General features: G+C 65.8%; 22 protein-coding genes. 11 read left to right on the forward strand and 11 right to left on the reverse strand.

The genetic code is table 11. The annotated features are described in order from the left end of the window. Positions 1 to 7 precede the first annotated feature (7 nt). Positions 8 to 1,471, reverse strand: a complete 1,464-nt coding sequence (gene purF, locus BUA54_RS02985; RefSeq protein WP_143155348.1) for an amidophosphoribosyltransferase — start codon at positions 1,469 to 1,471, stop codon at positions 8 to 10. 307 nt (positions 1,472 to 1,778) lie between these two features. Between purF and BUA54_RS02990 the strand changes: the two genes are divergently transcribed. Further along, on the forward strand, positions 1,779 to 2,951 hold the full coding sequence (locus BUA54_RS02990; RefSeq protein WP_072855695.1) for an AI-2E family transporter: 1,173 nt from the start codon (positions 1,779 to 1,781) through the stop codon (positions 2,949 to 2,951). Positions 2,952 to 2,960: 9 nt separating this feature from the next. Here the strand turns inward: BUA54_RS02990 and BUA54_RS02995 are convergent, their stop codons facing one another. The 5 genes from BUA54_RS02995 to alr all read right to left on the reverse strand — a co-directional run bounded on the left by BUA54_RS02995 (position 2,961) and on the right by alr (position 7,655). Further along, positions 2,961 to 3,521: a CvpA family protein gene (locus BUA54_RS02995; protein WP_072855696.1), complete on the reverse strand. Its 561-nt coding sequence runs from the start codon at positions 3,519 to 3,521 to the stop codon at positions 2,961 to 2,963. An 18-nt stretch (positions 3,522 to 3,539) separates the two neighbouring features. Beyond that, positions 3,540 to 4,913 (reverse strand): DNA repair protein RadA, encoded by a 1,374-nt coding sequence (gene radA / locus BUA54_RS03000; protein WP_072856124.1) that lies wholly within the window; start codon positions 4,911 to 4,913, stop codon positions 3,540 to 3,542. 81 nt (positions 4,914 to 4,994) lie between these two features. Continuing rightward, positions 4,995 to 5,447, reverse strand: a complete 453-nt coding sequence (locus BUA54_RS03005) for a paraquat-inducible protein A (protein ID WP_072855697.1) — start codon at positions 5,445 to 5,447, stop codon at positions 4,995 to 4,997. After that, a complete protein-coding gene (locus BUA54_RS03010; RefSeq protein ID WP_072855698.1) occupies positions 5,444 to 6,259 on the reverse strand; it encodes a DNA repair protein in 816 nt (271 codons plus the stop codon). The genes BUA54_RS03005 and BUA54_RS03010 overlap by 4 nt, the downstream gene beginning before the upstream one ends. Before the next feature lie 361 nt (positions 6,260 to 6,620). Beyond that, positions 6,621 to 7,655, reverse strand: coding sequence for an alanine racemase (gene alr, locus BUA54_RS03015; protein WP_072855699.1), 1,035 nt, complete (start codon positions 7,653 to 7,655; stop codon positions 6,621 to 6,623). Between the two features lie 193 nt (positions 7,656 to 7,848). Between alr and ctaA the strand changes: the two genes are divergently transcribed. Beyond that, on the forward strand, positions 7,849 to 8,994 hold the full coding sequence (gene ctaA / locus BUA54_RS03020; protein WP_072855700.1) for a heme A synthase: 1,146 nt from the start codon (positions 7,849 to 7,851) through the stop codon (positions 8,992 to 8,994). Further along, positions 8,991 to 10,463 carry a carboxypeptidase M32 gene (locus BUA54_RS03025; RefSeq protein WP_072855701.1) on the forward strand — a complete coding sequence of 491 codons (1,473 nt, stop codon included), beginning with the start codon at positions 8,991 to 8,993 and terminating at the stop codon, positions 10,461 to 10,463. Before ctaA ends, BUA54_RS03025 begins: the two co-directional genes overlap by 4 nt. A gap of 98 nt (positions 10,464 to 10,561) precedes the next feature. Here the strand turns inward: BUA54_RS03025 and BUA54_RS03030 are convergent, their stop codons facing one another. After that, a complete protein-coding gene (locus BUA54_RS03030) occupies positions 10,562 to 11,347 on the reverse strand; it encodes an enoyl-CoA hydratase (RefSeq protein ID WP_072855702.1) in 786 nt (261 codons plus the stop codon). Positions 11,348 to 11,398: 51 nt separating this feature from the next. Here BUA54_RS03030 and BUA54_RS03035 point away from each other — a divergent pair, with 51 nt between their 5' ends. Further along, positions 11,399 to 11,818, forward strand: coding sequence for a PaaI family thioesterase (locus BUA54_RS03035; RefSeq protein WP_425434943.1), 420 nt, complete (start codon positions 11,399 to 11,401; stop codon positions 11,816 to 11,818). Positions 11,819 to 11,863: 45 nt separating this feature from the next. Here the strand turns inward: BUA54_RS03035 and BUA54_RS03040 are convergent, their stop codons facing one another. Continuing rightward, a complete protein-coding gene (locus BUA54_RS03040) occupies positions 11,864 to 12,091 on the reverse strand; it encodes a DUF1127 domain-containing protein (protein ID WP_072855703.1) in 228 nt (75 codons plus the stop codon). An 85-nt stretch (positions 12,092 to 12,176) separates the two neighbouring features. Between BUA54_RS03040 and BUA54_RS03045 the strand changes: the two genes are divergently transcribed. The 7 genes from BUA54_RS03045 (at position 12,177) to BUA54_RS03075 (ending at position 18,623) form a co-directional block, all read left to right on the forward strand. After that, positions 12,177 to 13,607 (forward strand): aminotransferase-like domain-containing protein, encoded by a 1,431-nt coding sequence (locus tag BUA54_RS03045; RefSeq protein ID WP_072855704.1) that lies wholly within the window; start codon positions 12,177 to 12,179, stop codon positions 13,605 to 13,607. A gap of 149 nt (positions 13,608 to 13,756) precedes the next feature. Further along, positions 13,757 to 14,218 carry a 50S ribosomal protein L13 gene (rplM, locus tag BUA54_RS03050; RefSeq protein WP_072855705.1) on the forward strand — a complete coding sequence of 154 codons (462 nt, stop codon included), beginning with the start codon at positions 13,757 to 13,759 and terminating at the stop codon, positions 14,216 to 14,218. Next, positions 14,218 to 14,718, forward strand: a complete 501-nt coding sequence (gene rpsI, locus BUA54_RS03055; protein ID WP_072855706.1) for a 30S ribosomal protein S9 — start codon at positions 14,218 to 14,220, stop codon at positions 14,716 to 14,718. The genes rplM and rpsI overlap by 1 nt, the downstream gene beginning before the upstream one ends. Positions 14,719 to 14,913: 195 nt before the next feature. Further along, positions 14,914 to 15,798 carry a DUF2189 domain-containing protein gene (locus BUA54_RS03060; protein ID WP_072855707.1) on the forward strand — a complete coding sequence of 295 codons (885 nt, stop codon included), beginning with the start codon at positions 14,914 to 14,916 and terminating at the stop codon, positions 15,796 to 15,798. Positions 15,799 to 15,874: 76 nt separating this feature from the next. Further along, positions 15,875 to 16,750, forward strand: a complete 876-nt coding sequence (locus BUA54_RS03065; protein WP_072856126.1) for an ABC transporter permease — start codon at positions 15,875 to 15,877, stop codon at positions 16,748 to 16,750. Beyond that, positions 16,747 to 17,547 carry an ABC transporter permease gene (locus BUA54_RS03070; RefSeq protein ID WP_072855708.1) on the forward strand — a complete coding sequence of 267 codons (801 nt, stop codon included), beginning with the start codon at positions 16,747 to 16,749 and terminating at the stop codon, positions 17,545 to 17,547. The genes BUA54_RS03065 and BUA54_RS03070 overlap by 4 nt, the downstream gene beginning before the upstream one ends. After that, positions 17,544 to 18,623: an ABC transporter ATP-binding protein gene (locus tag BUA54_RS03075; protein WP_072855709.1), complete on the forward strand. Its 1,080-nt coding sequence runs from the start codon at positions 17,544 to 17,546 to the stop codon at positions 18,621 to 18,623. Before BUA54_RS03070 ends, BUA54_RS03075 begins: the two co-directional genes overlap by 4 nt. Here BUA54_RS03075 and BUA54_RS03080 read toward each other — a convergent pair. The 3 genes from BUA54_RS03080 to ppk2 form a co-directional block, all read right to left on the reverse strand. Beyond that, on the reverse strand, positions 18,620 to 19,132 hold the full coding sequence (locus BUA54_RS03080) for an acyloxyacyl hydrolase (RefSeq protein ID WP_072855710.1): 513 nt from the start codon (positions 19,130 to 19,132) through the stop codon (positions 18,620 to 18,622). The two genes, BUA54_RS03075 and BUA54_RS03080, sit on opposite strands and share 4 nt — an antisense overlap. Before the next feature lie 152 nt (positions 19,133 to 19,284). Next, positions 19,285 to 19,902 (reverse strand): TetR/AcrR family transcriptional regulator, encoded by a 618-nt coding sequence (locus BUA54_RS03085; RefSeq protein ID WP_072855711.1) that lies wholly within the window; start codon positions 19,900 to 19,902, stop codon positions 19,285 to 19,287. After that, positions 19,895 to 20,764 carry a polyphosphate kinase 2 gene (gene ppk2 / locus BUA54_RS03090; protein WP_072855712.1) on the reverse strand — a complete coding sequence of 290 codons (870 nt, stop codon included), beginning with the start codon at positions 20,762 to 20,764 and terminating at the stop codon, positions 19,895 to 19,897. The genes BUA54_RS03085 and ppk2 overlap by 8 nt, the downstream gene beginning before the upstream one ends. Positions 20,765 to 20,770: the final 6 nt, after the last annotated feature.

Here is a 20,770-nt window from a genome sequence, read left to right on the forward strand (position 1 = left end):
CACCTGCCTATTCCGCTGCCGTCCGCGTGATGAACCCGCGTTCGATCATGTCGGACGGCGCCACCGGATAATCGCCCGAGAAACAGGCGTCGCAATACTGTGGCGATGTCGCGTCGCGGCCCCGCGCCTCGCCCACCGCGCGGTAGAGGCCGTCGAGCGAGATGAACTTCAGCGAATCCACGCCCAGATGATCGCGCATCTCGTCCTCGGTCATCGTCGCCGCCAACAGCTTCTCCCGCTCCGGCGTATCGACGCCATAGAAGCAGGGCCATTGCGTCGGCGGGGACGCGATGCGGAAATGCACCTCGGCGGCGCCGGCTTCGAGGATCATCTCCTTGATCTTCTGGCTGGTGGTGCCGCGCACGACGCTGTCGTCGACGAGGATCACGCGCTTGCCGCGGATGAGGGCGCGGTTCACGTTCAGCTTCAGCCGCACGCCCATGTTGCGGATCTGCTCGGAAGGTTCGATGAAGGTCCGGCCCATGTACTGGTTGCGGATGATCCCCATGGCATAGGGAATGCCCGATTCCAGCGAAAAACCGATTGCCGCAGGCGTGCCGCTGTCGGGCACCGGGCAGACGAGGTCGGCGTCCACCGGTGCCTCTTTCGCCAGTTCGCGCCCGATCGCCTCGCGCGTCTCATAGACCGACCGTCCACCGAGGATGCTGTCGGGACGGCTGAAATAGACGTGCTCGAAGATGCAGAACCGCGACTTGGCCCGGCGGAAGGGATAGTGCGACTGCACACCCTCCTCGGCAGAGATCACGACCATCTCGCCCGGCTCGATCTCGCGCACGAAATCGGCGCCGACGATATCGAGAGCGCAGGTCTCCGACGACAGCACCCAGCCGTCGCCGAGCTTGCCCAGCACCAGCGGGCGCACGCCTAGCGGGTCGCGGCAGCCGACCAACTTGGATTGCGTCATGGCAACGACCGAGAATGCACCCTCGACCTTGCGCAGCGCCTCTTCCATCCGGTCCGGGATCGTGCGGCCCATGGACCGCGCCATCAGGTGGATGATGCATTCCGAGTCGCTGGAGGACTGGAAGATCGAGCCGCGCTCGATCAGTTCGCGCCGCAGGGCGACCGCATTGGTGATGTTGCCGTTATGGGCGATGGCGGCACCGCCCATCGAGAATTCGCCGAAGAACGGCTGCACGTCGCGGATCGCCGTCTGGCCCTTGTGCCCGGCGGTCGAATAGCGGACGTGGCCGATGCCGATCTGGCCCGGAAGAAGCGCCATCATGTCGGCACTGGTGAAATTGTCGCGCACCAGACCCATGCGGCGGGCCTGATTGAAACCGGTGTGGCTGTCGTAGGTGACGATGCCGCCCGCTTCCTGCCCGCGGTGCTGCAGGGCGTGCAGGCCAAGCGCCACGAAATTGCTCGCCTCGGTGATGCCGACGACGCCGAAGACCCCGCACTCCTCGTGCAGCTTGTCGCCGTCCGGATCGAAGGGATGGGCCGGCAGGTCCGGGGCGCGGCCGGGACAGGCGGATGTCGGGGTGGCGGGGGAGGTCGCTTCTGGCACGGGGCAGCTCCGAATCCTTGGAAGTTGGGCGCGTCTTAACGCGTTCGCAGGGCGGTGTCACGAGACTGATACAGCACCCGGTATCACAAGGCAGGCAATATCGCCGCGATGCAGCGAATATGGGCACCGGCGGGACCCGTTGTAGCATGGGAACCTGCGACGCGGTGTCGCGTTGGATGTTGTGTAATTTTGAAAAGTCTCCACGGGTGGTTTATTACCCTGTCCTCCAGCCCATGTCAGGCCATCCATGAAACGTGCGACCCACCTCGAAGCCATCAGGCGCAGCCTGAACGTGATCATGCTGATCTCTGTCTTCGTCACCTGCTACTTTGCGAAGGACCTGCTTCTGCCGGTCCTTTTGGGCTTTCTGATCGCCCTGACCCTGTCGCCCCTGTCGCGGGGCATGGCGCGCATCGGCATCCCGCACTGGGTCTCGGCCGTGGGTCTGATCGGGATCGTGGCGCTGGCGATTGCCGCGGTGATCTACTTCGCCTCTGGCACGGTGGTGGGCTGGATGGACAGCGCACGCAGCATGGGGACGGAACTGCAGACCAAGCTGAGCGGGTTGTTCCGGCAGCTGGAGCATGTCCGTCAGGCCGGTGCGGAAGTCGCCAACATGGGGGGAGCGAACGGCCCTGAGGGAGAGGCCGTTCAAGAGGTGGTGGTGAAGCAGCCGACCCTGATCGACAGCGCCATGAACGTGGTCAGCAGCGCGGGCGCGACACTGGCGGTTTCGCTGGTGCTGGCGTCCTTCCTGCTGGCGTCGGGTGACATGTTCTACATCAAGCTGGTGCAGTCGTTCCCAACGATGAGCGGCAAGAAGCGCGCCCTGACGATGGTCTACGACATCGAGCGTCGGGTTTCGCACTACCTGCTGACCATCGCGCTGATCAACGCAGGTCTCGGCCTGTGCGTCGGCGCAGTGCTGTGGCTGATCGGAATGCCATATGCCTACATCTGGGGGATCGCAGCGTTCCTGCTGAACTTCCTGCCCTACCTTGGTGCGCTGACCGGCGTGGCGCTGGTGGCGGCGCTCTCGATCCTGACGTTCGACAGCTTCTCCTACGCGCTGCTGGCACCGGCGGCCTACCTGACTCTGACGACGCTGGAAGGCAACTTCATCACGCCGATGCTGCTGGGGCGCCGGCTGGAGCTGAATACCGTCGCGGTGTTCCTGACGGTCGTGCTCTGGGGCTGGCTCTGGGGGATTGCCGGCGCGCTGGTGGCGGTGCCGTTCCTTGTCGTGTTCAAGGTGGTGGCCGACAATATCGAAGGCATGGAAATCGTCGGGAACTTTCTGGGGGCCGCCGATGACACCCACCACGAGAAAGAGCCGGCGTCAGAGCCTGCGCCGGAGCCGGACACCGTCAGCGCACAGCCCGAGGATATCGGCGACATGACACCGCATGCCGCCGTGTGACGGTGCGGCCTATTGGGGGGCGCCACACTCTCCGACCAGTTGCTGATACTGTGTCGTGACCCATGACAGCGTCGCTTCCGGGTCGCGGTCGGCGATCTGGCCGGTCATCCGGCCGAACACGCGGGCCGACCGGCTGTCGTCCACCATCGCGATGTTCTGGGATGTCAGGACCGTCTGGTACACGAAGAAGGCCACCGCCACGAGCAGCACGCCGCGGAACACACCGAAGAGGAACCCGGCACCCTGGTCCAGCCCGTTCAGGGCAGAGCGCTGGACGACGGAGGAGAAGAGCGGGGTGAAGATCGACACGACCACGAGGCTGACGGCGAAGACCGCGGCGAAGGCTGCGATGATCGACAATTCGCAGCTGTCGCCGATAAAGCTGTCCAGACCCGGGATCTGCGCCACCAGAGGCCGCGCCTGATCGGCGAAGATGAAGGCCAGCACGGTGGCGCCGACCCAGCCCGCGATCGCCATCGCCTCTCGGACGAGGCCGCGGCTGTAGGCCAGCAGCGCCGAGATGACGATGATTGCGGCCACGACGCCGTCGATGATGGTAAAACCGTCCACTGGTCTGCTCCCCGATGGTCAGTTCGCGCGTGCGCCAAAGACCTGTTCCACGAAACCGGCCAGATCCTGCATCTCCCGCAGCTCCAGTCCGGACGCCCCGGTGCCCTTTGGCGCGCGCGGCATGATCGCGGACGTAAAACCAAGTTTCTGCGCCTCTTTCAATCTGTTTTCCGTCTGGATGACGGGACGCAGCGCACCGGACAGGCTGATTTCCCCGAAAATGACGGCCTCTTTCGGTAACGCTGCGTCCTCTCGGGCGCTGACCAGCGCCGCCGCGACCGCCAGATCGGCGGCCGGTTCGCTGATCCGCAGACCGCCCGCGACATTCAGATAGACGTCCAGCCCGGTGAAGGGCACGCCGCAGCGCGATTCCAGCACGGCCATGATCATCGCCAGCCGCCCGCCGTCCCAGCCCACGACCGACCGCCGCGGCTGGCTGTGGGGAGAGGGGGCGACGAGGGCCTGGATTTCGCACAGGACGGGCCGCGTGCCCTCGATCCCGGCAAAGACCACCGATCCGGGCGCAGGCTCGCCACGTTCCGACAGGAAGAGGGCAGAGGGGTTTCGCACCTCGGCCAGACCGCGGCCGGTCATCTCGAAGACCCCGATCTCGTCCGCGGGGCCGAAGCGGTTCTTGACGGAGCGCAGGATGCGGAACTGGTGACCGCGCTCGCCTTCGAAGTAGAGGACGGTGTCGACCATGTGCTCGACCACGCGGGGGCCGGCGATGGCGCCTTCCTTGGTGACGTGTCCGACCATGATGACGCTCATGTCGTGGGTCTTGGCGAAGGTCGTCAGTTCATGGGCGCAGGTGCGGACCTGGCTGACGGAGCCGGGGGCGCTGTCGACGTGATCGGCCCACATGGTCTGGATCGAGTCGATGATGGTCAGATCGGGCTTCTCCGCCTCCAGCGTGGTCAGGATGTCGCGCAGGTTGGTGTCCGAGGCGAGCATGACGGGGCTCTTGTCCAGGCCCAGCCGGCGGGCGCGCATCTGGACCTGCGCGTTGGATTCCTCGCCCGAGACATAGATCACCTTCAGCCCGTTGCGGGCAAAGCGGGCGGCGGCCTGCAGCAGCAGGGTGGACTTGCCGATCCCCGGATCGCCGCCCACCAGCAAGGCGGAGGCCTTGACCAATCCGCCACCCAGCACCCGGTCCAGTTCCTCGACACCGGCGAGGGTGCGGGGCGGTGCGGCTTCCTGCGTGGCAAGGTCGGTAAGAGCCAGCGTCTTGCCGCGGCGTCCACCGATAGAGGTCTTCTTCGGCCCCGCGACGGACAGGCCGGTGTCTTCGTGTATCGTGTTCCATGCGCCGCAGGCCTCGCATTTGCCCGACCATTTGGAGGTCGCGGCGCCGCAGGCGGAACAGGTGAATGCGAGGTCTTTTGCCATGTTCACCTTTTGACCCATTCTTGCGACGGTGGCAACGGGTGCCGATTTTTCTAGAAAAATCGGAGACGCGTGCGGCTGGCCTCAGGCTGTCACGGCAGCGGGTCGCGACAAGCCCGAGATCACGACCGATGCGAGGATACAGCCGGTGAAGAACCAGAGGCCCCAGGCGGTTTCCACCCGACCGATCCCGGCGCCCTTCAGGATGACGACGTAAAGTGCGATCAGGAACACGTCGGCCATCGCCAGCTTGCCTGCCCAGGTCAACACCGGGAGCAGCCGCGGGCTGAGCAGGTCGTGGTGCAGCAGGGCCAGCCCGATGGTCTTCAGCATCGGCGCGAAGAGGGCGAGCGCCGTGACCAGCAGGGCTAGCGCCGGCTCGTCCGGCCAGAGCGACTGCAGGCCGGAGATCACGCTGATGTCCGACATGCCGAAGAGCGGCAGAAGGCCGGCGCGCAGGAGTGGTGCGAACCACGACAGCGGAAACAGGACCAGCAGCGCAAGGTTCGCCCAGCGCAGCCGGCGCGGTGCCGTCATTCGGCGGCTGGTTTCTGCGGCATCGGCACGATGTTGGTGCCGCCCGCCCGGCGCTGCTCCTGCCGCGCGCGCTCGGCCCCCTGCACCGCTGCGTCGAGGCGTTCGTCGTGTTCGAGGGCGTAGCCCAGCAAAGGCAGCGTCGACTGCAGACGCTCGTCCAGATAGGCGAGCTGGCTCGCGACGCGGGCCTCTTCGATCTCGACCTGATCGGACCATGCCCGAATTTGCTCGCAGATGTGCAGCGCCTCGACGATGCGCTCCTGCTGCTCTTCCGCCGCCTGCTGGCGCTGGCGAAGGAAGGTCTTGGCCCGGGCGACGCGTTCGACGGAATAGACCTCTGCCAGGTGACGGCTCTGTACGCTCATCTGGGCCGCGACCTCCAGCACGCCGCCCTCGAGCTGCGGCAGGTCGGGGTGGTCGCGCAGATAGGCGAGGCGGTCGCGCACGGCGTCGAATTCAGAGCTGAGGGTGAAGACCCCCGCCCGGTCCGCCGCATGGACCGCGTGATAGGCCCGCGCCACGTCGTCCATCCGGATATGGAAATCGCGATGACTGTTTTCCAGCGCCAGCATGCGGGCGGTTGTCGGCAGGAAGAATGCCATGGCCCCCAGCATCGCCGTCAGCGCCCCCTGCACCCAAGGCCCGGCATTCGGATAGGCAACGCCGCCCAGCGTCGCATCGAGTTGCAGCCAGTCTGTCAGACCGACGACGCAGAGCAGGGTGTAGATAACGGCGGCAAAGGCAAAGACCGCCACGACGAACAGCGCGGTCGCATGCAAGATGCGAATGACGTCGCGCAGAAAAGTTGACATGCCGGTGCGGTCCCATTGAAAACTACAAATCGATAACTTCAGGATGATTGCAATTTCGCGTGACGTCCAATGGATTGATGCGGCATGGCATTTCGATTGTGCGCGCGAAGGAAACAATGGCTTTCGGTATTGTGTGACGCGCGGCGCTTGCGGCGTCGGCACGGTGTGACCCTGACTGTTGTGATCTGCGATGGGGCTGAATGGATGGCTCTAGATTGACCGCTGCATCGGACAAGCGGCGCGTGCGGCAACAATGGATCAAATCCATTTTTTCCAGGAATTGCGACCGAAGCGGAATTTTTCGGTCGATTCTTTTGAAAGGGCCCCGTCCAACAGCTCCAATCAGCGAATCACCGCCTGATCAGCCGACGTAGCGGCGCGAGTAGCGATTGCCGAGGCTGGTCAGGATCTCGTATCCGATGGTGCTGCCGTTCTGGGCCAGCCGGTCCACCGGCTGTTCCGCGCAGAGGATGGCAAGCGAGGCGGGGTCTTCGCGTAGATCGGTGATATCGACGGTGATCGCATCCATCGAGATACGGCCGACCAGCGGGCAGGGGGTGGATCCGTGCCACAGCATCGCGCCCCGCGACAGCGCCCGGTGCAGCCCGTCCGCATAGCCCGCGGCGACCGTGGCCAGCCGGGTCGCGCGCTCGGCCTGCCAGGAATTGCCGTAGCCCACGACCTCTCCCGCCGTGAGGTCGCGGATCTGCACGACGGGCAGATCGAGGCGGACGACGGGCCGCGCGTCGGCGAAGGGCAGCCCGCCGTAGAGGCCGATGCCGGGGCGGCATTCGTCGAAGTGGTATTCCGGCCCCAGCAGCATGCCGCCCGTCGCGGCGAGGCTGCGCGGTGTCGTGATGCCGTCGGTCATCTGGTGAAAGACGTCGAGCTGGTAGGGGTTCATCGGGTGATCGGGCTCGTCCGCGCAGGCAAGGTGGGACATCACCACCACGGGCTTGCGGCGCAGGGCCTGTTCCGCGACCGCGGCCCAGTCGTCCCATTCCAGCCCCAGCCGGTTCATGCCGGTATCCAGCTGCAGCCCGAAGGGCGTGTCCGGCAGCGCCTCGAAATGGCGCTTGATCTGGTCGAGGGAATTCAGGATCGGCGTGAGCTTCAGGTCCGCGATGATGTCTGTGTCGCCGCGCATGTGGCCGGTCAGCACGCGGATCTGCGCCTTGTCGCCGACGGCGGCCCGGATCGCGGCGCCTTCCTCTGCCATCGCGACGTAGAAGGTACGCACCCCCTGCTTGGCCAGCGTCTTGGCGACCCGGTCGGACCCCAGCCCGTAGGCGTCGGCCTTGACGACCGCGGCAGTCTCGCAGGAGGTCAGCGCGTTCAGGCTGCGCCAGTTGGCCGCGAGGGCCGCAAGGTCGATTGTCAGGTGTCCGGTGCTCATGGCGGGTCTTTTGACAGGCGGACAGCCTTGCGGCAAGAGGCTGGTGTGGCCCCGGCGGGCCGGGGCCAGCCTCCGGCGGAGGTATTTGCAACGAGAAGAAGGACCGGCGTCGGCGCAACTGGCGTGACGGTCTGTCGCTTGCCCCTGCCACGGGGCGGCCTTAGGTTGCGCGCAACGATCAGGAGGCCCCCGGATGGCAACGAAATCCCGCAGCATCTTTGAAGAGGTCGGCACGACGGCCAAGCCGCTGGCCCGGCCCGGTGGCATCGACAGCCGCGGGCAGGGGGCGCGGGGTGCGATCCGGGTCTGGCTGATGGTGCTCTTTGCGCTGCTGGTGGCGATGATCGCCGTGGGCGGGCTGACGCGGCTGACGGACTCGGGCCTGTCGATCACCGAATGGCGTCCCGTGACCGGTGCGCTGCCCCCCCTGGACGATGCCGCCTGGCAGGCGGAATTCGCGAAGTATCAGGCCAGCCCCGAATATCAGCTGCAGAACGTCGGCATGGAACTGTCCGAATTCAAGCAGATCTTCTGGTGGGAATGGGGCCACCGGCAGCTGGGGCGGGTGATCGGTCTGGTCTGGGCGCTGGGGTTCGCGGGCTTTGCCCTGACACGCAAGATCCCGAAGGGCTGGACCGGGCGGCTGTTCTTCGTCGGTGTGCTGGGCGGCCTGCAGGGGGCGATCGGCTGGTGGATGGTATCTTCTGGGCTTGAGGGGGGCATGACGGATGTCGCCTCCTACCGGCTGGCGACTCATCTGGGGCTGGCCTTCGTCATCTTCGGCACGATCACCTGGTATATCCTGAAGATCGGGCGCCGGTCCGCCGATCTGCTGACCGCGCGACGGGCCGGCGATGCACGGCTGTGGACCCTGTCGAACGTGCTGATGGCGCTGGCCTTCCTGCAGATCGTGCTGGGCGCGCTGGTGGCAGGCATCGACGCGGGCCGCGGCTATCCCGACTGGCCGCTGATGGCGGGGGGCTGGCTGCCGCCGGACATGTGGCAGCTGCAGCCCGTCTGGCGCAACCTGTTCGAGAATGACGGCACCGTGCAGTTCATCCACCGGATCAGCGGCTATGTCCTGTTCCTGTTTGGCCTCTACGTCTGGTGGCGCAGCCGTCGCGGCGCCAACCGGCGGACCCGGGCGGCCTTTGCCATGGTGGCGGGGATGCTGGTCGTGCAGATGGCGCTTGGTATCGCGACGGTGATGACCATGGCCACGGCCCATGTCGCCATCGTTCATCAGCTGGGGGCGGTTGTGCTGTGGGTTCTGATCCTGCGCGCGCGGTTCCTGTCGCGCTATCCCTTCGCCCAATCCGTCAGAGAGGCCCGCCCATGACCACCGCCTACAACGATCTGCTGGATTTCGTACGCGAGACAGAGGCCCTGTCGCAGGTCGCGGGCCGGCTGGGCTGGGATCAGGAGACCATGATGCCCGACGGCGCGATCGACCAGCGGGCCGAGGAGCAGGGCGCCATGGCCGGGGTACTGCACGCGCGCCGGATCGACCCGCGCATCGGCGGCTGGCTGGAACAGGCGGTGGCCGAGGATGACGTAGCCGCGGCGCAGCTGCGCCAGATCGGCCGCAGTTTCGACCGTGCCGCCCGGGTGCCCGCACAGCTCGCCACCGCCATCGCGCGCGAGACCAGCCGCGCGCACCGGACCTGGGCGCAGGCGCGCGCCGAGGAGGATGTCGCGGCCTTCCTGCCAGCGCTCGCGCGGGTGCTGGCGCTGAAGCGCGAGGAGGCGCAGGCGATCGCGGGCGATGCCGATCCCTACGACGCGATGCTGGACGACTATGAGCCCGACGCCACCGCGGCGCAGGTGAGTGCGATGTTCGGCGCGATGCGGCCGCGGCTTGTGGCGCTGCGGGATGCAGTGCGTGCGCGGCCGGCGGCACCGGTGCTGAAGGGTGACTTTCCCGAGGCGGCGCAGATGGCCCTGTCGCGCGAGCTTGCGCTCGCCTTCGGCTACGATCTGGGGCGGGGGCGCATCGACAAGGCGGTGCATCCCTTCTCGTCCGGTTCCGGCCTCGACGTGCGGATCACGACGCGGACCAATCCGGTCGATCCGTTCAACTGCTTCTATTCCACGATCCACGAGGTCGGCCACGCCTGTTACGAGCAGAATATCGACCGCGCGTACCTGCTGACGCCGCTGGGCGGCGGCGTATCCATGGGGGTGCACGAGAGCCAGAGCCGGATCTACGAGAACCAGCTGGGCCGCAGCCGGGCCTTCACAGGCTGGCTCTTCGGGCGGATGCGCGACACCTTCGGGGATATCGGGATCGCGTCGGAGGAGGATTTCTTCGCCTGCGTCAACGGCGTCACCGACGGCTACATCCGGACCGAAGCCGATGAGGTGCAATACAACCTGCACGTTCTCCTGCGATTCGATCTGGAACGCGCGTTGGTCTCGGGCGATCTGACGGTCGATGATCTGGAGGCGGCCTGGAACGACCGTTTTGCCGCCGATTTCGGCTTTGCGGTCGACCGGCCGTCCCACGGTGTGCTGCAGGATGTGCACTGGTCCGAAGGGCTGTTCGGCTATTTCCCGACCTATGCGCTGGGTAACGTCTATGCAGGCTGCCTGCATGCGGCGCTGCGGAACGCGGTCCCCGACCTCGACGCGGATCTGGCGCGGGGCGACACGGGGCGGGCGACGGCGTGGCTGCGGGACAATGTGCAGCGTCACGGCGGGCTTTACCAGCCGCGCGAGGTCATCGCGCGGGCGACCGGGGCCGCGCCTTCCGAAGGGCCATTGCTCGACTATCTGGACGCGAAGTTCGGCGCGATCTACGGGGTGTGACGCCGACTCCGATTTTTCTAGAAAAATCGGCGGGGGGCCAGCCCCCCGTCCGCCCGGGCGCGGACTCCCGCCGGGATATTTCCGAGACAGAGAGGGCCTTAGCTCGGCCAGTCGGGTTTGCGCTTGGCCAGGAAGGCATCGATGCCCTCTGCCGTGGCATCGAGGGCCATGTTCTCGACCATGACCGCGCCGGTATAGGCGTAGGCCTCTGTCGTGGTCATCTGGTTCTGGGCATAGAAGGCGCGTTTTCCGATGCGGACGGCCGCGGAAAGTTTGCCCGCGATCTGCTCGGCCAGCGCGCGGGTGTCGCGGTCGAGGTGGTCGGTGTGCACGACGCGGTTCACGACGCCCTGGGCCTGCGCCTCCTCTGCCGTGAGAAAGCGGCCGGTGGTGAGCATCTCGAAGGCCATCTTGGTGCCGATGTTGCGGGTCAGCGCGACCATCGGGGTGGAGCAGAACAGGCCGATGTTGACGCCGTTCACGCCGAAGCGCGCCTCGTCCCCCGCGACGGCCAGGTCGCAGGTGGCGACCAACTGGCAGCCGGCGGCGGTGGCGAGGCCCTGCACCTGCGCGATGACCGGCTGCGGCAGGGACTGGATCCGGGCCATGACCGCGGCACAGCGGTCGAAGAGCGTCTTGAGGCCGGCCGCGCCCCGGTCGGGTTGTGCGCGCAGGTCGCGTAACTCGTTCAGGTCGTGGCCGGCGCAGAAGGCCCGGCCGGCGCCGCGCAGGATCACCACGCGGACCGTGGCATCCTCTGCGATCGCGTCGAGGGTCCGGTGCAGGGCTGAGAGCATCTCCGTCGACAGGGCGTTCAGCCGGTCGGGCGCGTTCAGGGTCAGGGTCGCCACATGGGCCGAATCGGCGCGGGTCAGGATTGTCATGGGCGGCCTTCTCTGCTGTCTTGGGGCGAGGTTAGGGCAGGGAGGCCGCTTTTGGAACCGAAGATGGACGAAGGCGCGCTGATGGATTTTCTGGCGCGGGAATTTCCACAGGTCCGCGACGATTTCGCGATCGACCGGCTGGATGCAACGGGCGTGCGGGTGCGCCTGCGGGTGGCTGACCGGCACCTGCGGCCCGGCGGCACCGTGTCAGGGCCAAGCATGTTCGCGCTGGCGGACGTTTCTCTTTACCTCGCGATCCTGGCGCGGCTGGGTCCGGTGGCCTTGGCGGTGACGACGAATTGCAGCATCGATTTCATGCGCAAACCGGTCAGCGGCGTCGACCTCTTGTGCGACTGCCGTCTGCTGAAGTTGGGGCGGCTGCTGGCGGTGGGCGATGCGCTGCTGTTCTCCGAAGGGCAGGATCAGCCGGTGGCGCGGGCCGGGCTGACCTATGCGATCCCGCCGGCCTGAAAAAAGGCCGGCCCGAGGGCCGGCCAAGTCGCTCGGGTCGAAACGTCAGCGCTGGAAAAAGACCTTCGCGGCCTCTGACCGGGCCTGACCGGGGGTCAGGCCGATGTCGCGCAATTCGTGCGGGTCAAGGCGCGACAGGGACTTGCGGGTCTTGCGGCGCATGTCCCAGACCGTCACCGCCACAGCGGCCATCACGCAGATCTGGGCCAGCTTGGGCAGGGCCTGCTGGTTCGTCAGAAGTGCGAGTTGCGCGGTGTGCAGTGCGGCTGCCATGGGTCCGATCCTTGATTGTATTGACACAATATAGTGTATTTGCTATGATGTAGGGATACAAAGCGATATGTGGGGCGTCCAGCGAATGATTGTATCGGATACAAAATGGACGCCGAAGCTGTCATCCGCCACGCGATCGAAGTACGAGGCGCTGGCATCCGCCATCCGCGATGGCGTCGCGGACGGCCAGTTGGGGCCGGGAGCACAGCTGCCGCCGGTCCGCGATCTGGCCTACCGGATCGGCGTGACGCCAGGCACGGTGGCGCGGGCCTATCGCCTGCTGGTGGATGACCGGGTGCTGGTCGCCGGCGTCGGGCGGGGGACCTTCGTCGCGGACCGTCCGTCGCACGTTCCCGTGGGGCTCAGCAGCGATCTGGCGCAGATGCCGTCGCTGACGGCCGACCCCGCGCAGGAGGAGCCGGACCTTGGCTACCTCGTCAGTCCGCGCATGCCGGACCGGGGGCAGGCGGCCCTGATGACGCGTGTGCTGGGCGAGCTTTCAGCGCAGCCCACCCATATCCTGATGCGCTATCCCAGCCGGACCACGGACCGCGTCGCGCGGGCGGCGTTTCACGCGACGCTGGATCCGGAGGCGATCGGCTCGTCGCAGATCGATGACATCGTGCTGGCACATGGCGGTCAGAATGCCGTCGTGATGATCATGCAGACGGTGCTGCATGGGCCCGCGCCCGCGATCATTGTCGATGAACTCAGCTACAACGGCTTTCGCAGCGCCGCGGAGCTGTGTCGCGCAGAAGTCCATTCCGTTCCGTGGGACGCGGAGGGACCGGACCCGGAGGTCTTTGCCCAGATCGTGCGCGACCACCGTGTGCAGCTGTATTGTACAGCCGCCGAGGTCTGCAATCCGACGACGCGTGCCACATCTCCCGCCCGGCGGGCACAGATCGCGCGCATTGCCCGACACCACGGCGTCCACGTGATCGACGACGACTGCTACAGCCGGACCCGGCGGGTCGGTCCCAGCTATCGCGCGCTTCTGCCGGATCTGGGGTGGTATGTGACCTCGCCCTCGAAATCGCTGACGCCGTCCCTGCGGATCGGTTTCGCGCTTGCGCCGTCCTCCTGCGCGCCGGCGCTGGTCCGGACGGCAACGGGGCACAGTTTCGGCATTTCCCAGATGATCTGTCACACCTATGCCGCCATGATGGCGGACCCCAGCCTGCCGGGGATCCTGGCTGCCGTCACCGCACGCATCGCGCAGGACATCGCCTGCGCCGTCGACACCTTGCAGGGCTACGACCTGACATGGGCCGACGGCGCGCCCTTCGTCTGGCTGACGCTGCCCGCGCCGTGGCGGGCCGGGGCCTTTGCCGATGCGGCCAAGGCGCAGGGGGTGGTGCTGAAGTCGGCAGAGGCCTTCGTCCAGCGCGACAGCCGCATGGTCCACGCGGTGCGCATCGCCGTGAACGGAGAGATCAGCCACGACGATTTCCGCAACGCCATGCTGCGGCTGCGGGGGCTGCTGGACGCGCCGCCGGCGCGAATCGCCGTCTGATGATGGGGTATTATTATACCGTAATTGCAGGTCTCTGATTTTGCTTGATAAATTTGGCTTCGCGCCGCTTGACCCGGCGTGCAGCGTGGCTATAACCCGCCCATCCGAATGACGGGTCAGCGATGGCCCCCGAATAACTCTGGTGAGATATGAAAACCTTTACCGCTACCCCGGCGGATATCGACAAGAAGTGGATCATCGTCGACGCCGAAGGCGTCGTCCTTGGCCGCCTCGCCTCGATCATCGCCATGCGTCTGCGCGGCAAGCACAAGCCGTCCTTCACGCCGCACATGGACATGGGCGACAATGTCATCGTGATCAACGCCGAGAAGGTGCAGATCACCGGCAACAAGCGCGAAGAGAAGAACTACTGGCACACCGGCCACCCGGGCGGGATCAAGTTCCGCACCACCGGCGAGATCCTTGAAGGCAAGCACCCCGAGCGGGTCGTCATGCAGGCCGTCAAGCGGATGCTGCCCGGCGGCAAGCTGTCCCGTCAGCAGATGACGCACCTGCGCGTCTTCGCGGGCGCAGAGCATGGCATGGAAGCCCAGAAGCCCGAAGTTCTGGACGTCGCGTCCATGAACAAGAAGAACACGAGGACCGCATAATGGCCGATCAGATCAACTCTCTCGAAGAGCTTGGTGGCGCTGTGACTGCCGATATCGGCGGCGTGCAGGGCACCGAAGAGCAGGCCGCCCCGCGCGAGCCCGTCCGCGACAGCCTTGGTCGCGCCTATGCGACCGGCAAGCGCAAGGATGCGGTCGCCCGCGTCTGGATCAAGCCGGGCTCCGGCAAGGTCACCGTGAACGGCAAGCCGATTGACGACTACTTCAGCCGTCCCGTGCTGCAGATGATCCTCAAGCAGCCGTTCCAGATCGCCGGTGTCGTCGGCCAGTTCGACGTGATGGCGACGGTCGCCGGTGGCGGCCTGTCCGGTCAGGCCGGCGCGGTGAAGCACGGTGTCTCCAAAGCGCTGCAGCTTTACGATCCGACCCTGCGCGCCGCGCTGAAGGCCGCCGGCTTCCTGACCCGCGACAGCCGCGTGGTCGAGCGGAAGAAATACGGCAAGGCCAAGGCCCGCAAGAGCTTCCAGTTCTCGAAGCGCTAAGCGTTTCGTCGCGATTGTGCGGATGGGCGGCCCGGTGGGCCGCCCTTTCGCGTTCCTGCACACCGGCGATGGTTTGCCCGGCGGGACAGGCGCACGAAATTGTTCAGCCGGATGGCGCAAGTCCGTGCTATGATCGGTGACATGACGCAGCGGCGTCGTCCGACGCCCACATCGTTTCACAACGGAGGTCGTCCCATGTCACATACCATCGGCAATCCCCTGACCTGGTTCGCGCAGAGGCTGGGCGAGTCGTCCCGACACATGGGGACGGGGGCCAAGGCCCTTGGCCCGGTCGACCGGTCCCGGATCACGGTGCACGATCTGACGACCCGCGATGTGACCCGAGCCCTGCGCCGGGGGGCGGATGATTTCATGGCGTTGCGCACCGATGTGATCGCCCTCGTGGTGATCTATCCGCTGATCGGCATGCTGCTGGTGTGGTTCGCCCTGCACCGCGCCCTGCTGCCGCTGGTCTTTCCGATGGCCGCAGGCTTTGCCTTGCTGGGGCCCATCGCGGCGCTCGGCCTCTACCGGATGAGCCGGCGGCGGGAGAGGGGTGAACCTGTCGGCTGGACCGATGTGCTGCACGTGGCGCGAACGCCCTCGCTGCTGCCAATCGTGACCCTCGCCGCTTATCTGGCGGCCATCTACATCGTCTGGCTGGTCGTGGCCGCGACCCTTTACGACGTGACCGTGGGGCCAGAAGCACCGGCATCGGTCGGGGCCTTCGTGGCGGATGTCTTCGGCACGCCGCAGGGCTGGGCGCTGATGGTCCTTGGCATCGGGATCGGAGCCGTCTTCGCCGCGATCGTGTTGGCGATCAGCGTGGTGTCCTTCCCGATGCTGGTCGACCGACCCGTCGGCCTTCCGACTGCCGTTGCGACCTCGATCAAGGTCGTGCGACGCAATCCGCTGCCCATCGCCCTCTGGGGCGTGGCTGTCGTGGTGCTGTTGGGAATTGGGGTGGTGACGGCTTTCGTCGGGCTGGTCGTGACGCTGCCGGTGCTGGGTCATGCGACATGGCACCTCTACCGCGCGGCGGTGGACATCGCGCCAGCGCAGGGCCCCGTCGCAAACTGACCGATCCACCGCAGGCGGCCGGGCCGAGGCATTTCCGTTATTGATCTTTGTCCGCAAGTCCTTAAGCATCGCGGACATGGGCAAACTCTCGAACCTGACAGGCGACCAGATCCGCGGTATCAAGCTGCTTGGCCTGCCGTTCACCTATGCGCTGTTGCTGCTGGCACTGCCGCTGGGTGCGATCGTGCTGTTCAGCTTCTGGACGCAGGATTTCATGACCGTGGACACGACGTTCACGACCAGGAACTATCAGGAAATCTGGAACAGCCCGATCTATGGCCTCCTGCTGCGCCGGTCGCTGATGGTGTCCGGCATCGTGACGTTGGTGACGGTGCTGTTGGCCTATCCGGTCGCCTATTTCATCAGCTTCCACGTCAAGCCCAGCAAGAAGAGCCTCTGGCTCTTTCTCATCACAATTCCCTTCTGGACCAGCTACCTGATCCGCGTCTTCCTGTGGAAGGTGATCCTCGGCTACAACGGCGTCATCAACTCCGGCCTGCTGGAGCTTGGGGTCATCACCGAGCCGCTGACCTTCATCCTCTATAACGTGAACGCCGTCATCATCACGCTGGCCCATGCCTTTGCACCCTTCGCAATCCTGCCGATCTTCGTCGTCCTCGAAAAGATCGACCGATCCCTGCTGGAGGCGTCGCAGGACCTTGGCGAAAGCAAGTTCAGCACTTTCCTGCGCGTGACCTTGCCGCTTTCGATGCCCGGCGTTGTGGGGGCCGTGCTGATCGTCTTCATTCCGACCATCGGCGACTACGTCACGCCGGAGTTGATGGGCGGCGCCGGCGGCAAGCTGATCGCCAACATGATCCAGACGCAGTTCCTGCAACTGAACAACGCGCCGCTGGGCGCCGCGCTCGCCATCGTGGCCATGGTCTGCGTCACAGCGATCTCTCTGTTCTTCGTGTTCCTGAACCGCAAGTACCTGGCGAGCCGGTCATGAAGCTGCGCATCTATGCCATCGCCTATTTGATCTTCCTCTATGCGCCGATCGTGCTGCTGCCGCTCTTTGCGTTCAACGACGCGACGATCATCGCCTTTCCGCTGACCGGCTTCACGACCCATTGGTTCACGGAATTGACGCAGAACGCAGCCCTTCACGCGGCTGTGAAAAACTCTTTGATCATCGCCCTTTGCACGGCGATCTTCGCGACGATCCTCGGGCTTTGCGCCGCCCGCGCTGGGGCGATGTCGGCCTTTCCGGGCAAGAAGGGGATCGTCGGATTCGTCATGCTGCCGCTCGTCCTGCCGGAAATCATCATCGCCGTGTCGCTGCTGGTGATCCTGCGGCAAGTGCTCGGCCTGTCTCTCGGAAATTGGACGATCATCCTCGCCCATGTGCTGATCTGCACGCCGTTTTCAATCGCGATCCTGAACGGCGCCTTCGGGGCCCTCGACCCCGCGATGGAGGAGGCGGCGCTCGACCTCGGCGAGACGCGATGGAGCGCGTTCCGCCTCGTGACATTGCCGCTGGTGATGCCGGGCATCATCTCCTCGATGCTGATCGCTTTCACCATCAGCCTTGACGAGTTCATCATCGCCTTCTTCCTGACCGGGTCGAATCCGACGATGCCCGTCTATATCTGGGGGCTGTTGCGGTTCCCGTCGTCGCTGCCGGTCATCATGGCGCTGGGGACGATCCTTGTCGCGCTGTCCATCGTGCTGCTGACCATTGCCGAAATTTTCCGCCGGCGGGGCGTGCGACGCTCTGGCGGCACCGATACCGGGGGCTTCCTGTGACCGACCTCATCAAGCTGCGCGGCGTGCAGAAATACTACGGCGACTACCACGCGCTGCGCGACATCAACCTGACGATCCGGGCGGGAGAGTTCTTTTCCCTGCTGGGCCCGTCAGGCTGTGGCAAGACCACGCTGCTGCGGGTGATCGCGGGGTTCGAGGGGGTGTCGAACGGGTCAGTGATGATCTCGGACAAGGACATGAAGGACGTGCCGCCGAACCAGCGGCCGACGAACATGGTGTTCCAGTCCTACGCGATCTTTCCGCACCTGACCGTGGCCGAAAACGTGGCCTTCGGTCTGCGCAAATCGAAGATGAGCAAGGCCGAGAAGGCCGATGCCGTGGCGGAGGCGCTGAAGATGGTCGGCCTCGACGGCTACGGCAAGCGCGCGGCCCATGCCCTGTCGGGCGGCCAGCGGCAGCGCGTGGCGCTGGCGCGCGCGCTGATCCTGAAGCCCAAGGTGCTGCTGCTGGACGAGCCGCTGAGCGCGCTCGACAAGAAGATGCGCGAGCACATGCAGGTCGAGCTCATTCGTCTGCAGCGCGCCGTCGGCATCACCTTCATCCTCGTGACCCACGATCAGGAGGAAGCGCTGGTCATGTCCGATCGGATCGCCGTCATGTTCGCGGGCGAGATCGGCCAGATGGACGACCCGGAAACGCTCTATCGTCGCCCGAAATCGCGCCGCGTGGCGGAGTTCATCGGCAAGATGAACTTCCTGCCCGCCACGGTGACGTCGGTGGGCGAGAGTATCGGTCTCGATATCGCGGGATTCGGCCAAACGGACGTGCCGCAGGATCAGGCGCCGGAAGGCGCCAAGCCCGGCGAAGCCGCGATAGGCATCCGGCCAGAGACGCTGGCGATCCTCTTCGAGGGCGAGACCGCAAGCCGTCACGAGGCGCCCGCAACGGTGGACGAGGTCGTCTATTACGGGGACATGACCTATTACGATGTCCGCGTGAAGGACGTGCCGGAACCCCTTACGATCGCAATGAAAAACCTGATCGGGCGTCCGGTGCTCGAGGTCGGGGCGCAGACCCGCATCGCCTGGGACGAGCGGGCGATCGTCGTCTTCTAGAACGGGATCGCGTAGCGGATCGAGGCGACCTCCAGCCCCGGATTGGTGCGGTTTGTATCGGCGTTCGACCGGTGATCGTAGGCCACGGTCAACGTGGCCCCATTGTCGAAGCTGTAGCCGACCCCCACACTCGACCGGAACTGAAGGTTGCCGCCAAGGTCGCTGTCAGCGCCCGCCGCATAGATCCCCGGCATCAGGCTCGTTTCCACGAACAGCGGCCCCGGCAGGACGCGGGTCGATGTCCATTTCGCCCCGATCCCGACCCATGTCGCCCCGTTTTCGGTCATCGAGGCACCGATGGTCGGCTGGAACGGCCCCCTGCGATAGCCGAGGTCGTAGCCGACATAGACCTCTGCCCCGAGGTTCGTGTCGTCAAGCTGCGCCTGACCCAGCTGGAACGACAGCCGCTCGGGCGCATCGTGGCGGGCAAGGCAGCCGGTCTTGCATTCGTTCAGCCCCATGTCCGTCAGGCTGGTGATCACGAAGATCGCGGCAAGGGTTCCGTTCATCGACAGGCTCCTGTGGGGTGGTGAGATTTGTTGTGTCCGGTTGCGCGGGGTCTGGCAAGTGGCGATCCGCGCGATGCGCGGCGCCTGTCGTGTGCCTGTGGCGCCGCCAGATCACCGGGGCGGAAGATGCCCCGTCGAAGAGAAAGGCGGTGTCATGCATCGGGGGGCAGGATGCCAAGGCCGCGCAGGTAGATGCCGATCCCGGTCTCCAGCAGGTCGTCGGGGGGATAGGGGCTTTTCGTGCCCGGGCTGCCGCGCTGGAACAGTTCGACCACGCCGTGCGACAGCGCCCAGACGTGGGCTGCGAACATCTGCGGCGGCGGCCGGCGGTGCGGCGGGATGTGCTGCGACAGATCCTCTGCCGCCCGTTCCAGCACCCCCAATCCGCGTGTCGCGGCGGCATTCAGGGCCGACGACCGGTTGATCGAGATACCGCTTTCGAACATCGCGACGTAGTGCCCCGGGTTGTCGCGGGCAAAATCGAGGTAGGCCGCCCCCGTCGCCAGAAACGCCCGCAGGTCGGACGGCTGGCCGCCGGCATAGGCGGCTTCCATCCGCTCGGCAAAGATCGTGTAGCCTTGCAGCGCGGCCTCTGCGATCAGGTCCTCTCGGCCCTGAAAGTGGCGATAGACGGCGGCAGGGGTGACGCCCGCGTCGCGGGCCGCCTCTGACAGGGAAAACCCGGTAGGACCACGTTCCTCGATCAGTTCCAGACAGGAATCGACCAGCGCCTGCGCAAGATTGCCGTGGTGATACCCGCGCTTAACCATGTCGCAGGTCAGGTGCCCCCGCGATCTTGGGATCGGTCGTGCCGATGGCGCCCATCGACTTGCCGGCGTAGGACAGCGGCGTCAGCACCGACCGGATCGCATTGACCCGGGCCCGACGCTTGTCGTCAGCGCGAATCACCGTCCAGGGCGCGTGGGCGCTGTTGGTCCGGCGCAGCGTCTCGTCGATCGCGTCCGTGTAGGCGTCCCACTTGCGCAGCCCGTCAACGTCGATCTGGCTCAGCTTCCACTGTTTCAGCGGATCGCTTTCCCGGTCGAGGAACCGCTTCAGCTGTGTTGCGCGCCCGACATTGAGCCAGAGCTTGAAGAGCTGGATGCCGTCGTCGACCAGCAGCTTTTCGAATTCATTGACCTGTCCGAACCACGTTTCGCGCTGGTCCGGCGTGCAAAAGCCGAAGACGTGTTCCACGACACCACGGTTGTACCAGGACCTGTCGAAGAAAACCACTTCACCCGCCGCTGGCATGTGCCGGATATAGCGTTGGAAATACCACTCCGTCGCCTCTGTCGGGGTTGGCTTCGACAAGGCGACGACACGGGCGTGCCGGGGGTTCATGTTCTCGCGGAAGCGGGCGATGGTGCCGCCCTTGCCGGCGGCGTCGCGCCCCTCGAAGACGACAACGATGCGCTGGCCGTCCTGCTGAGCGGCGACTTGCAGCTTGGCCAGTTCGATCTGCAGCTTCGCCAGCGCGTCCTCGTAGGGCTTGCGGCCCCATTTCGCGTCGTAGGGAAAATCGGGGTTGAGGATGTCGCCCTTCTTGGCGTCCCGGATCGCGTCGCGCACGGACGGGGTGGCGTGCTGCTCGAAATAGCGACTGATGCCGCCGTCAAAGGGTTTGGTCATGGGCAT

The organism is Loktanella atrilutea (assembly GCF_900128995.1).
Taxonomy (GTDB): domain Bacteria; phylum Pseudomonadota; class Alphaproteobacteria; order Rhodobacterales; family Rhodobacteraceae; genus Loktanella; species Loktanella atrilutea.